Below are 14,393 nucleotides of genomic sequence, written 5' to 3' on the forward strand. Positions count from 1 at the left end.
CAAGGAGGTAAAGCAGGCAGTGCGGGGGGTGACCCATAGCCAATAGCCCATGCGCCACGCCCCTTGCTCCATGCTATTCAGAACGCAATGATTTCACGGGGTTCATCAGGGCGGCTTTGATACTTTGGTAACTGACCGTCAGCAAGGCAATGGCAAGTGCCATCAGACCCGACAATGCAAACATCCACCACTCAACGTCGATTCGATAGGCGAAATCCTGTAACCAGTGGTGCATGGCATACCAGGCAATGGGCGAAGCAATGACAATAGCAATCAGCACCAGCCGGACAAAGTCTTTAACCAATAACTGCACAATACCTGGCACCGAAGCCCCCATCACTTTGCGAATACCGATCTCTTTGGTACGCTGCTCGATGACAAACGCCGACAGCGCAAACAACCCCAGACTGGCGATGATTACGGCCAGAACGGCAAAGGCAGAGAATAGTTGTTGAGTACGCTGTTCGCTGGCGTAGAAAGTGGCGAACTGCTCGTCCAGAAAATGATATTCCAGCGGCCCATTTGGGTTGAAAGCTTCCCATTGAGCCTTCAGGTCAGCTAGAAAGCCTGGAACATCCGTGGTTTTAATTTTCAGCACGATACCGCCCGCATTTCGGCCCATCATCAGCATGAGCGGAGCCACCTTTTGCTTGACCGATACATAGTTGAAATCCTTAACAACGCCAATGACTTTAAACTCACGATTGCCCGAACGAACCACCGATTTACCGATGGGATTGGTCCCCTTCCAGCCTAATTCACGAACCGCCGATTCGTTGATAAGGACGCCAGAAATCGAGTCGGTCGGGAAGTCTCTGGAGAAATTTCGGCCCTGCACAAGCTGTATACCTAAGGTGCGCAGGTAATCATAGTCGACATGAAAAATATTCGTATGAATTTCGACGCCGTTCGAGGTCTCATTTTTTGGGTAAATCTGCGTCCCATCCATCATCATACCGCCCGGCACAAACCGCGACAGACTGGCCGAAACAACGTGCGAATTCTGCGCCAGTTGCTCTTTAAAAGCGAGTTGTCTATCGCCTAATAGTCGAGTATCGGGTAGTGCAATAACCTGATCTTTATCATAGCCCAGCTTTTTGTTCTGCATGTACTGTAGTTGCTTGTACACGACCAGGGTAGCAATCAGCAGGATGGTTGAAATAGAAAACTGAAAGACGATTAAACCGCTATGCAGTGGCTTTTTCTGTGAGCTTTTCCCGAAAAACGACCCTTTCAGGGTTTTAATAATACTGAACGACGACAGGAAAAATGCGGGGTAAATGCCGGCAATTATGCCTGATAAAAAACTGACCAGAAACAGAGCGAGAATAGCCTGATAACTCAGAAAAAAAGTAAAACTGATCTGTTTATCAGCCACCTGATTGAAGTACGGCAATAGCAGAAACAGCAACCCATAAGCGCACACCATCGCCATCAATGTCAGCAATACCGATTCGGTCAAAAACTGGAAGACCAACTGATTTTTGATCGACCCCATCACCTTACGAATGCCCACTTCTCGGGCGCGTTTTGCCGCCTGTGCCGTCGATAAATTGGTAAAGTTGATGCAGGCTAACAGCAGAATAAACAGTGCCAGTATCGAAAAAATATAGACATACTTGATGTCGCCATTTGGTTCCATTTCGTATTTAGTATCTGAATACAGATGGATATCCGTAAGTGGCTTTACTAAAAAACGGAACGTCTCAACCGATTTCTGCGCTTCGGCCAGACTGATTCCCATATCCCGTTGCACTTCTGGTACTACGTATTTGGCAACGAGTTGTGGAAATTTCGCTTCCAGCTTTTTCGGATCCGCTTTATCGGCTAGCTCCAGATACGTAAAAAAGCCGAGATTGCTCCAGGTTGGATTCGTGATATGCCGTGTCGATAAACTCAAAAAGGCATCGGCATGGAAATGTGAGTTATCGGGCACTTTATCGATAAGCCCCGTTACGGTAAAAGCTTCTCGTTGTGTACCAACGGCCAGCGCTTTTCCGATTGGGTCTTCGTCACCAAAATATTTCTGGGCAAATTCTTTCGAAATAACAACGCTATTGGGCGCTACCAATGCCGTTGCTGCATTGCCTTTGATACATGGAATCGAAAACAGTTGCAGAAAATTTGAATCGGCAAAAGCCAGGTGGGGTTCCTTAAACTGTTTGTCTTTGTATTGAATGTAGTCGGTAGCAGGACTGAATCTGGTCGATGCTTTTACTTCAGGAAACGCCCGTTGCATACCCTCGCCAACGGCCAGGTCAACATTAGGATACACTTCCACACTACCATTGCCCACTACGGAAAGCTGTACCCGGTACAGATTGCTGGCCTTGGTGGGGTATTTATCATAACTCAATTCGTTGTACACAAACACCGCAATGAGCATAAAGCTGGTTAGCCCAATGGCCAGGCCAAGCATATTGATGGCGGCAAATGCTTTATTCAGCATCAGATTTCGCCAGGCGATTTTTACAAAGTTTCGGATCATATCAGTAGCTTTTGGGTTCGGATATTCCCACGCCGACGTATCGTGTGGTTGTCGTTTGATAAATTCCGGTCGTACATAGGCCAGCATATCCAGCCAGTAGCGTCGTCGAGCATGAGTCTCTCCTACCCGCTTCACCCGTACGGCATAGCGTTCATGCAAATCACCCAGCACCTCCTCCCGCAAATGAGGGGCGCAGAACCAGGTCAAAAGGCGGTCGGCGAGGTGGGGCGGAGACATAATGATGAATTATGAATGATAAATGAAGAATGAGGGGACGACGAACTAGGAATGGTAGGCATCATTTATCATTCATAATTCATCATTACCTTTCATTCCGATCGCAACGATTTTACTGGATTCATCAGGGCTGCTTTTACGGTCTGAAAACTGACCGTCAGGAAGGCAATGACAACGGCTAGCAGACCGGAAATCCCAACCATCCACCATTCAATGTCGATGTGGTAAGCAAAGTCGTTAAGCCATGAATTCATGGCCCACCAGGCTACTGGCGAGGCTAGCACAGTGGCAATGAGCACCAGGCGAAGGAAGTCTCGGGAAAGCAATGCGATAATTCCGGTCACTGTAGCCCCGAGCACTTTCCGAACACCCACTTCTTTCGTGCGTACCTGAACGGCATAGGCTGTTAAACCAAATAAACCCATACAGGAAATGAACATGGCGAAGATGGCGAACACGTTCAGCACATTGCCTACCCGCTTTTCTGAATCATACAGACGAGCCATTTTTTCATCCAGAAATGTGTAGCTGAACAAGCTACCGGGCGACAGACGAGCCAACGTAGATTGGGCGTATTGCAAGGTTTCGGTTAGTTTGTTTCCGCTAATTTTCAGCAGGAAGTAGTTGGCCTGTCCAGGGTGCTGAACAATAACCAGCGGATCTACGGTGTTGTGCAGGGACGCAAAATGAAAATCGCTGACAATACCCACAATTTCGCCGGTGTCTCCCAGAGATACGGCTTTCTGCCCGATGGGGGAATCCAGTTTGAGTGCTTTGGCTGCCGCTTCATTTAGAATTACAGGAAAGTGAGCGTTCTCCGTTCTCCTGACGAAATTTCGGCCTGCTTTCATCCTGATCTTTAATACGGGCAGCGTATTTTCATCAGCCCACATAAATCGGAGTTGAGATGCATCTTCCGATTTCCCCAGGGGGGCGAGCATGTCTGTACTGAATCGATCACCCGGTAAGGTAGAAATACGGGCTACACTGGTAATGGCTGAATTTTTCTGAAACTCCTGCTGAAGTGTATTTGCTTTCTCCCACATCTCACGTCCATACAGTTTTACAGCCACTACCTGATCCTGATCGAAACCCAGATCTTTCGTCTGAAAAAACTTCATTTGCCGGTATACGACAAGGGTGCTGAAGATCATGAATACCGACACACTAAACTGAAATACGATTAGCCCTTTTCGAACCAGCGTAACGGAAGAAACCTGGCTTTTCTTTCCTTTCAGGGAGTTGACAGGCGTGAAGTTTGAAATGAACAAGGCCGGGTAAAAGCCAGCAACCAGACTGATTAGTCCAATCAATAGCACCAGTAGCAGTACGTTTGATGGGGTGAACAATTGCTCAACGCGAAGTGTCCTCGCAGCCAGATCATTATACAAAGGAATGGCCAGTCGGAACAAAAGAAATGCCCCTATCGTAGCCAATAGCGTCAGAATAAATGATTCACCCAGAAACTGCCTGATTAACTGACCTTTGCGAGCGCCCAACACTTTCCGAACGCCCACTTCTTTCATTCGATTGAATGCCTGGGCTGTGGCCATATTGATAAAATTGACCGCTGCTAACAACAGGATGAATAGGGCTGCTATAGAAAAAACGTAGACGTAAGTGATGTCGCTGTTTGGCCCCATTTCCTTTTCCAGCTTTGAGTGCAGATGGATATCTGTAATGGGTTGAATAGGCGTTCTCCGAGTTGCCAAAATCTCTTTTCTGGTTTCGCCCTTAGCCTCGTAGAACTTCACCATGAACTCTGGAATGCGTTTTTCTACATCCGATCGCGAAGCACTGTTGTTCAGTAAGATGTAGTTATAAAAGCCCGCCCATCCTCTGTTTTCCAGGTCTCCTTTGTCGGCATGATTGTAATAGGTGGACATGGAAATCAGGTAATCGAACTGTAAATGTGTTGGAAACGAATAGGGTTTTATAACACCCGTCACGGTTAATGGACGTTTGTCCAGATCATCCTGAATCCGTTTGCCCAGGGGGTTTTCATTACCAAAATATTTAGCCGCCATCGCTTCAGTAAGGACAATGGCGTCCTGCTGTTTGAGGGCGGTTTGTGGGTCACCTTTCACAAACGAAAGATCGAATACATCCACCACCGTCGAATCGACAAAAAAGCCGGTTTTTTCCTCAAACTGCTTTGTCACGCCATTGGAAGGCACATAGCTGAAAACCCGATCTGGATAAGGGCGATGGAATCGGGCTACGGTCTGGATGGCGGGGATCGCCTGTTGCATTTCAATCCCCAGAATGGGTGATGTAGCGGCCCATTGCCGATTTTTCTCGCCAATATTTTCCGATGTAATCCGGTAAATCCGGTCTGCCTTTGAAAATCCTTTGTCGTAGTTCAATTCTTCTCGCACATGAAGAATCATCAACAACCCACAAGCCAGACCTAAGGCTAGTCCGGTTATAGTGAGTGCGCTATTCAATTTGTAGCGGAGTACATTTCGCCAGGCGATTTTCAAATAATTTCGTAGCATAGTTGTATTTGTTGATTGAGGGTATTGTTCAGGTTGTCGTCGAATAAATTCAGGTCGTACATAAGCCAGCATATCAAGCCAATAGCGTCGTTGGGCATTGGCCTCCCCTACGCTCTTCACCCGCAGGGTATACCGCTCGTGCAAATCCCCCAGCACCTCCTCCCGCAAATGAGGGGCGCAGAACCAGGTCAAAAGGCGGTCGGCAAGGCGAGGTGGAGACATAGAAAGTAATGGATAATGAATAATGGAAAATGGAGTAGAGGATTAGTCAGAAATCATTGTCCATTTTACATTCTACACTTTTTCATTATGACCACTCCAGGCGGATATTGGGAATGATACGGTCCCAAAGGCGATTCCGAACGGCACGTACGTCGCTCAGTACCCGGCCACCCAGGGCAGTAACGGTAAACAGGCGTTTTCGTCGCCCACCCCGTTCGGCAGTAGCCTCACCCAGTTCCGAACGCAAGTACCCCTTTTGCTCCAGTCGCTGAAGAGCCGCATGAACAGCTCCCGTACTGACAGAGCTACCCGTTTCGCGCTCAAGTTCTTCCGCAATAATGACCGAATAGGCCCCTGGCGACAGTGCGGCTACTGCCAGCAGCACTACCTCTTCGAACTCGCCTAAATCACTTCGTCGCATATATCAATCGTTGGCCTGCTCAGTTGAATGCTTATTTCATCTATTTCCGTATGTCAAATGCCGGACCAAATAAAAAAAAAGCCCTCTCCTGTACGAAATGGGCTTTTAAGTAATCATAAATCGTGTACGGCTGTCCGTTTTTGGACAGCTATTGTACGCTTATGGACAGGCAGGGGTTAAAAAGCTGATTAAAAAGAATAATTTATGTTGATACATAAGTAAGAAAAAGCCTCCAGGGGCCTTTAACAAAAAAGCATAGCAGAACATCTACTATGCTTTCCAAACCAACCTAATCTGAACTACGGCGTCTCCCTTCCCACTGGGAGGGGGATTAGCCGGTTCAAGTTCATTCCGATCCCAATTTGTTCTTCCTGGCAATCGGCGCTGTTTACAGCGTATTTCCTAAGGTTTTGTACAGAGTTTAGTAATAGCCAGGCAATCTCCGCGCCAATATAGCTATTAATCAAATCTATACAAGAAAAATCCAATATTATTAACAGTTTGATGACAATTCGTTCACATTCGGCCTCATTACTGATTAGCCTTATTACTAAAAACGTGCCTGACGTTTAATTATTCTTTACATTTTCATCAGGCCTGTCGCATCAAACAAAGTTGCTCTATTTTTGTCTTAGAGAATAAACGTCTTTCCTGACGGCTCAATACGTGTTTCATTAACCACTTAACATCAAGTCAGTATGCCAATTAAACGGAATGCTTCTGCACACTGGGAAGGCTCAGGTAAAGAAGGCAAAGGCACTGTATCTACCGCCAGCACTGTACTCAACCAAACCCAGTATTCGTTCAACACGCGCTTTGCCGATGGCGCAGGTACGAATCCTGAAGAACTGGTGGCCGCTGCTCACGCAAGCTGCTTCTCCATGAAATTAGCCTTCAACCTTCAGGAAGCCGGTTTCACTGCCGATGCCATTGACACCCAATGCACCATCTCGCTCGATCCGGCGGTTGGTGGTATTACCGAATCGCACCTGGTGGTGAAAGCCAGTGTGCCGGGCATCGATAATGAGAAGTTTCAGGCAGCCATCGATGATGCCGAAAAGAATTGCCCGATTTCCAAACTATTCAATACCAAGATTACAGTTGATGCCTCGCTGGCTTAAGCAGGTAACAACTACGCATGTGCTCGTAACTTCCCGAAAGGTTTGACTTTTCGGGAAGTTCTAGTTTAATCAAGCCGAAATTTGCAGTTTTTATGCCACAGACGCAATGATGGGGCGTTTTCAGGACAATATCCTACAACCGATTTCTGGATAAATGCAGCCTCTTCCTATCGCTCTTAGTCTATGCTGGGAGGTTAAACTAGTTCATAGCTGCTCCTGCTACTCCCTCAGATTTTTCCCATAGTACAGCAGGAAAATTCTGTTTGAGAACGTTCCCGGCAACGATTGCATAAAAAAAAGGCATTGTATACTTGCTGACTATCATTCTATTAGAAACTTTTAATATCGTCTTTGCTGAAGCTTCATTATGTAGTTCATATAAGTAGCCGTCAAAAAGATGAACCTGTTTAAACTTTTGTTTAGAAGTGATTTGTCATTCCGACGGAGGAGGAATCTTAAGTTATCCATACTTGCAGATAAGGAAATTATGAGATTCCTCCTCCGTCGGAATGACAAAGGCACACGTTTCAATCGCATTTTCGAAAGTTTAAACAGATTAGCTAATTTTCTATAATGCCTGTTATAATATGTCGCGATCAGGTGACTATTGGCGAAAAGGCGCGGATTCCTAACCACGGGGCAACAAATCCGATAAGCACCTATCAACCAGTAGCTTATTCATCGTTATTCAGCCTATAGGTTCAACTCCATGACATGATACAACCCAACCTTAATAGGCTGTTACTCGGCCTCCTGCTCAGTTTGACGATCCCACTTAATGCGTGGGGGCAGACATCGTTTTCCAAAGCCCTCGCCTTTCCAGGGGCTGAAGGGTTCGGGCGCTATACAACGGGCGGACGCGGAGGTAAAGTGCTAATTGTTCGTAACCTAAACGATAGTGGGCCAGGTAGTCTGCGCGAAGCTATCGAAACCCGAGGGCCACGCATCATCGTCTTTACGGTGTCGGGGACCATTGCCCTTCAATCCAAACTACTCATTCGACAGGGGAATCTGACCATTGCGGGTCAATCGGCACCGGGCGATGGTATTTGCCTGAAAAATTATAACCTGAGCATCGAAACCAACAACGTTATTATTCGCTATATGCGCTTTCGGCTGGGCGACGAAGCCCGCCAACAGGACGACGCCATAACGGGGCTCCGTCAGAAGAAGATCATCATCGATCACTGCTCCATGAGCTGGGCTACCGACGAATGTGCTTCGTTTTACGACAACGAAAATTTTACGATACAGTGGTGTATCGTATCCGAAAGCCTGAACAAGTCGGTACATGAGAAAGGTGAGCATGGCTACGGTGGAATCTGGGGTGGCCTGGGCGCATCATTTCATCACAATCTGCTTGCGCACCAACACAGCCGGAACCCACGTTTCTGTGGTGCTCGCTACCATAATCAGCCAACGCGCGAAATCGTTGATTTTCGGAACAATGTGATTTATAACTGGGGGATCAACAGTGCGTATGGAGGTGAACGTGGTAATCATAACCTGGTCAACAATTATTACAAGCCTGGCCCGGCAACCCCCGATAAACTCCGGAATCGAATTGTCAATCCCTCGAAGCCTTACGGCAGATTTTACGTATCGGGCAATGTCGTATCGGGCAACGAAGCCCTTAGCCTTAATAACCTTGCTGGGGGTATACAATGCGAGCAGCCCGACTCAGCTATTGCGACGCAACCGTTTCTGGTCGAAAGTATTGCCGAACAAAACGCTCAGCAAGCGTACGAACAGGTACTGGCGAAAGCCGGAGCCAGTCTTCATCGCGATGCCGTCGATACCCGGATCGTTGCCGACGTCCGCATGGGAACAGCCTCCGTCGGTAAAAACAAAAAAGGAATCATCGACTCCCAAACGGATGTGGGTGGCTGGCCAGTATTAAAGTCCGAAGCAGCCCCTGTCGATACCGACGCAGACGGCATGCCCGATAGTTGGGAAGCAGCTACCGGATTGAACCCCAAAGACCCTGCTGATGCCAGCCAGTTCAAGCTGAATGATCAGTATACCAATATCGAAGTCTACCTGAATATACTTGTGCCATAACCTTCATTTATGCGTTTACGTATACCATTTCCTGGCTTACTTTTTCTGTTATCCGTCCATCTCACAGCAGCCATCGCTCAGCGACAGCGCATCACGGTAGCGCAGGATGGTCATGGCGATTACAAAACCGTACAGGCTGCCCTCAACACGGTTCCGGCCAATAACCCGACGCGCATCATTATCTACATCAAAAAAGGGACGTATAAAGAGAAACTAAAGCTCGACTCTACCCAGCACAACGTCACCCTGATTGGTGAAGACAAAGCCACGACCATACTTACCTACGACGATTATTCGGGCAAGCCCTTCCCCGATGGCACGAAATTACGAACCTCAACCTCAGGCTCTTTCTACATCTTTGGCAATGATTTCCGGGCCGAAAACCTGACGTTCGAAAATACGGCCGGGCCCGTCGGTCAGGCCGTGGCCGCTTTCGTAACCGGCGACCGGGCGGTGTTTATCAACTGCCGTTTTCTGGGAAATCAGGACACGCTGTATACCGGTATGCCCAGCCAATACGGTCGGCAGTATTACAAAGACTGTTATATCGAAGGAACGATTGATTTCATTTTCGGGTCGGCCACGGCGGTATTCGACCACTGTACGATTTTCAGTAAAACGAACGGAAATTACGTAACCGCAGCCGCCACACCTGAAGGGAAACCCTATGGGTTTGTATTCCTGAACTGCACGCTCACCAGCAACGCGCCAGCCGCCAGCATTTACCTGGGTCGCCCCTGGCGCGACTTTGCCAAAACTGTGTTTATCCATTGTCAACTGGGTAATCATATCAAACCAGAAGGCTGGCACAACTGGGACAAACCAAACGCGGAAAAAACAACATTCTACGCTGAGTATGGCTCTAAAGGACCAGGTGCTAACCCTACGAGTCGGGCAAGTTGGTCGAAGCAACTATCGACTGAAGAAATCAAAGCGTACAAACCTGATATCATTCTGGCGGGCAGCGATCAGTGGAAACCTGACGTGAAGTAGTAAGGTCATCTTTTGATGGCTTTGCCGCTCCATTTTCTCAGGAAAAGCTATTTTGTACTTAGTTTCGTGGCGGATTGTCTTTCCTGTGTTTGAGTAATCCTCACACCCCATGCACTTTTAGTCCGAGATTGACTGACCACTAACTGCCTATGATTCATTATACCCATCCAAATCGCATTCTGGTTGCTCTGGATTGTATCATCTTCGGTTTCGATGGTGAAGAAATTAAGTTGCTGCTGATCAAACGTAATTTCGAGCCAGAACAGGGAAAATGGTCACTGATGGGTGGGTTTCTCAACGAAGAAGAAGACCTTGAAGTAGCTGCCAATCGGATTCTGTATACGCTGACAGGCCTAACCAACAACTACCTCGAACAATTACAAACGTTTGGGGCCGTGAACCGGGACCCCGTCGAGCGCACGATTTCAGTTGTGTATTACGCTCTGGTCAATATTCAGGATCAGGATGTGGCCGCCATTCGGGCGCATAATGCCTCGTGGATTGGGTTGAACGTAAAGCCCAAACTGATTTTTGACCACGATAAGATGGTAGAACAGGCACTCCGTCAGCTTCGGTATAAAGCCGCTTTGCACGCCATCGGATTCGAGCTGTTACCCGAAAAGTTTACGATTCCACAACTTCAGAAACTCTACGAAGCGATCTATAACCGTCAGCTTGATCGTCGAAACTTCAGCCGGAAGATTCTATCTACGGACTTATTAGTAGCTACAGGCGAGAAAGATACAACTTCAGCCACCAAAAAGGGGCAATTGTTTCGCCTTAATACCGAGAAGTATCAGCAATACCTCACCGATTACGTTAGCTTTTTCCCCGAATTGACTTTGACATAGTGTTCTTCTGACAGGATTTGCACGATGTACAGGATATTTCTGATGATTAGTCCTATACATGATGCAAATCCTGTCGGAAAGTAACCGAAAAATAATTTCTATTTTTCATGGAAATAACACAAAGGCGTTCTAATATTGTGTCATATATACACGATTCAAAAAGAGACCCTCTTTATCGGTATACCCAGTCGTTTTCTTTATGAATAATCAATACGTTATTGGCGTCGATTTTGGTAGCGATTCCGTACGGGCGTTAGTCGTTAACGCACACACTGGACAGGCAGTCGGCACCCACGTCCACGAATACGCACGCTGGAAACAGGGCCTTTACTGCGACCCGGCCACGTCTCAATTCCGTCAGCACCCACTTGACTACCTCGAAGGACTGGAAGTCACAATCAACGAAGCCCTGGCACAGGCTCCCGCAGAGGTCCGGCAGCAGGTCGTTGGTATTTCCATCGATACCACCGGTTCAACTCCCTGTGCGGTCGATGAAACGGGGCTACCCCTGGCATTACGGTCCGATTTTGCCGAGAACCCCAACGGGATGTTTATTCTCTGGAAAGACCATACCGCCAATGCCGAAGCCGACGAAATCAATGACTTGGCTCATCATTGGGATGTCGACTATACCAAATACGTCGGTGGGATTTATTCGTCCGAATGGTTCTGGGCAAAACTGCTTCGGACCCTGCGTGTCGATGAAGCCGTTCGGCAACATGCATTTTCGTGGATCGAACACTGCGACTGGATTTCGGCCGTTCTGACGGGCAACACTAATCCACTAACGCTCAAGCGTTCACGGTGTGCGGCTGGTCACAAGGCGCTCTGGCACAACGAATTCGACGGCCTTCCCTCCGACGAATTTCTCACGAAACTCGATCCATTGCTAAGCGGTCTTCGTGATCGACTCTTCACCGATACCTACACGGCCGACCAGTCGATGGGTACACTCTCTCCCGAATGGGCCGGGAAATTGGGGCTATCGACAAACGTTGTCATCGGCGTGGGTGCCTTCGACGCACACATGGGTGCCATTGGGGCCGAAATTGAACCCTATGCCTTTGTTCGCATCATTGGCACCTCTACCTGTGATATTCTGATGGCTCCCAACGAAGAAATCGGCCATCGGCTCATCCGGGGTATCTGTGGGCAGGTCGACGGGTCGGTAGCGCCGGGGATGCTCGGCCTCGAAGCGGGTCAATCGGCATTTGGAGATGTATACGCGTGGTTTGCCCGCCTGATTACTAGCCCGGTACGCGAGTTGCTGGGCGATGAAGCCGCCGATACCTTAGGTCGTCAGCTCATTCCGCATTTATCGGAACAGGCTGCCAAACTTCCTGTCACAGAATCAGACGCGATAGCCCTGGACTGGATCAACGGACGCCGAACACCCGATGCTAACCATACCCTGAAAGCTGCTCTGTCGGGACTGAACCTGGGAACCGATGCTGCTAAAGTCTTTAAAGCCCTGGTCGAAGCCACGGCATTTGGATCAAGAAGCATTGTCGAGCGGTTTATTCAGGAAGGGGTACCCATTAAAAAAGTGATTGCCATTGGCGGAGTTGCTAAAAAATCGCCTTTCGTGATGCAAACTCTGGCCGATGTACTCAACAAACCCATTCAGGTAGCCAGTGCCGATCAGGCTTGTGCATTAGGTGCCGCTATGTGTGCAGCCGTTGCAGCAGGCGTTCACCCAACGATGGTAGCCGCCCAACACGCCATAGGCTCCGGTTTCGATGCCGAGTATCAGCCACGTTCAGAACAGGTGCCAGTTTATGAAACGCTCTATCAGAAATACCTCAAATTAGGGGCATTTATCGAAGGGAAGTAGGCCGAATTTCAGTGATGTCAGTTTCTTAAAACTGACATCGAGCGGTTTTGAGAAACCGCGTTTTACATTGATCCAGTATTCAGACGGTTTTGAGAAACCGCACAAGTCAGCTTCTTAAAGCTGACAACACAAACCAATAATATAATGCTAAATCTAAAGCAATACGAAGTCTGGTTCATTACGGGTAGCCAGCATCTTTATGGAGAAGAAACCCTCAGGCAGGTTGACGAACACTCGCAGATCATTGCCGATTTCCTGAATCAGGCGGCACCGATTCCCGTTCGGGTGATCTTCAAACCTGTCGTTAAAACACCGGACGAAATTTATGCCATCTGCCAGGAAGCCAACGTAGCGCCTAACTGCGTCGGTATTATCAGTTGGATGCATACGTTTTCGCCCGCTAAGATGTGGATTCGGGGCCTGACCGTGTTGAAAAAACCGATGCTTCACCTGCACACGCAGTTCAACCGTGATATTCCCTGGGGCAGCATCGACATGGATTTTATGAACCTCAACCAGTCGGCTCATGGCGACCGGGAGTTTGGGTTCATTATGTCGCGGATGCGGCTGAACCGGAAAGTCGTGGTTGGGTTCTGGCAGGATCAGGCCGTAATCGACAAAATTGCCGCCTGGACGCGGGTAGCCGTAGCTGCTTCCGAGCTAAAAACCATGAAAGTCGTTCGCTTTGGCGATAATATGCGTCAGGTGGCCGTAACCGATGGCGACAAAGTAGCCGCCGAAATGACCTTCGGCATGTCGGTCAATACGCATGGTATTGGTGATCTGGTAGCCGTTATCAATCAAATTTCCGATGCTGAAATTGACCGGCTTGTAGCCGAATATGCCGACAGCTATACGCTGATGGACTCCCTCCTGAAAGGCGGTGCCCAACACAGCTCATTACGCGATGCCGCCAAAATTGAACTCGGACTTCGGGCGTTCCTGAACGATGGCCATTTTACAGCCTATACCGATACGTTTGAGGACCTGCACGGCATGGCCCAGTTACCGGGTATTGCCTCCCAACGCCTAATGGCCGACGGCTACGGGTTCGGGGGAGAAGGCGATTGGAAAACCTCGGCGATGGTTCGGACGCTGAAAGTGATGGCCGCCGGATTGCCCGGTGGCAACTCGTTCATGGAAGATTACACCTACCATTTCGATCCAGCCAATCCACTTGTGCTCGGTTCGCACATGCTCGAAATCTGCCCATCGATTGCCGCCGGAAAACCCACCTGCGAAATTCACCCACTGGGTATTGGCGGTAAAGCTGATCCAGTTCGTCTGGTATTCAATGCCCCGGCTGGCCCGGCCATCAACGTATCGCTCATCGACATGGGAAATCGGTTCCGATTGCTGGTCAACGAAGTCGAAGCGGTCGAAGTCCCCGAAGCACTGCCCAAACTACCCGTTGCCCGCGGCATCTGGAAACCCATGCCCGACATGCAAACGGGTTGTGCAGCCTGGATTCTGGCCGGTGGTGCTCACCATACCGTCTACAGCCAAAACCTGACGACCGAACATATCGAAGATTTCGCCGACATCTTCGGTGTCGAACTGGTTGTCATCGACCGTAACACCAACCTCCGCCAGTTAAAGAATGAACTGCGCTGGAGCGAAGCGGCCTATCGATAATTTTAAAGAGCGAAAGAGTGAATGAGTGAAAG

9 protein-coding genes are annotated in these 14,393 nt (G+C 48.6%); 6 read left to right on the forward strand and 3 right to left on the reverse strand.

The genetic code is table 11. The features are described 5' to 3' along the window. Nucleotides 1-73 precede the first annotated feature (73 nt). The 3 genes from B5M13_RS21710 to B5M13_RS21720 form a co-directional block, all read right to left on the reverse strand. Nucleotides 74-2,725 (reverse strand): ABC transporter permease, encoded by a 2,652-nt coding sequence (locus B5M13_RS21710; protein WP_080057663.1) that lies wholly within the window; start codon nucleotides 2,723-2,725, stop codon nucleotides 74-76. Nucleotides 2,726-2,817: 92 nt separating this feature from the next. Then, on the reverse strand, nucleotides 2,818-5,445 hold the full coding sequence (locus B5M13_RS21715; protein ID WP_218919459.1) for a permease prefix domain 2-containing transporter: 2,628 nt from the start codon (nucleotides 5,443-5,445) through the stop codon (nucleotides 2,818-2,820). 85 nt (nucleotides 5,446-5,530) lie between these two features. Beyond that, nucleotides 5,531-5,866 carry a PadR family transcriptional regulator gene (locus B5M13_RS21720; RefSeq protein WP_080057664.1) on the reverse strand — a complete coding sequence of 112 codons (336 nt, stop codon included), beginning with the start codon at nucleotides 5,864-5,866 and terminating at the stop codon, nucleotides 5,531-5,533. 698 nt (nucleotides 5,867-6,564) lie between these two features. Here B5M13_RS21720 and B5M13_RS21725 point away from each other — a divergent pair. The 6 genes from B5M13_RS21725 to araA all read left to right on the forward strand — a co-directional run bounded on the left by B5M13_RS21725 (nucleotide 6,565) and on the right by araA (nucleotide 14,361). Further along, nucleotides 6,565-6,987 carry an OsmC family protein gene (locus tag B5M13_RS21725; protein WP_080057665.1) on the forward strand — a complete coding sequence of 141 codons (423 nt, stop codon included), beginning with the start codon at nucleotides 6,565-6,567 and terminating at the stop codon, nucleotides 6,985-6,987. 714 nt (nucleotides 6,988-7,701) lie between these two features. Beyond that, on the forward strand, nucleotides 7,702-9,048 hold the full coding sequence (locus B5M13_RS21730; RefSeq protein WP_080057666.1) for a pectate lyase family protein: 1,347 nt from the start codon (nucleotides 7,702-7,704) through the stop codon (nucleotides 9,046-9,048). Between the two features lie 9 nt (nucleotides 9,049-9,057). Continuing rightward, on the forward strand, nucleotides 9,058-10,041 hold the full coding sequence (locus tag B5M13_RS21735; protein WP_080057667.1) for a pectinesterase family protein: 984 nt from the start codon (nucleotides 9,058-9,060) through the stop codon (nucleotides 10,039-10,041). A 149-nt stretch (nucleotides 10,042-10,190) separates the two neighbouring features. Next, nucleotides 10,191-10,892 (forward strand): NUDIX hydrolase, encoded by a 702-nt coding sequence (locus tag B5M13_RS21740; RefSeq protein ID WP_080057668.1) that lies wholly within the window; start codon nucleotides 10,191-10,193, stop codon nucleotides 10,890-10,892. A 199-nt stretch (nucleotides 10,893-11,091) separates the two neighbouring features. Continuing rightward, nucleotides 11,092-12,726 (forward strand): ribulokinase, encoded by a 1,635-nt coding sequence (locus B5M13_RS21745; protein WP_080057669.1) that lies wholly within the window; start codon nucleotides 11,092-11,094, stop codon nucleotides 12,724-12,726. A gap of 144 nt (nucleotides 12,727-12,870) precedes the next feature. Beyond that, nucleotides 12,871-14,361 (forward strand): L-arabinose isomerase, encoded by a 1,491-nt coding sequence (gene araA / locus B5M13_RS21750; protein WP_080057670.1) that lies wholly within the window; start codon nucleotides 12,871-12,873, stop codon nucleotides 14,359-14,361. The last annotated feature ends 32 nt before the right edge of the window (nucleotides 14,362-14,393 follow it).

Origin of the sequence: Spirosoma aerolatum (assembly GCF_002056795.1) — a bacterium.
Classification (GTDB): Bacteria; Bacteroidota; Bacteroidia; order Cytophagales; family Spirosomataceae; genus Spirosoma; species Spirosoma aerolatum.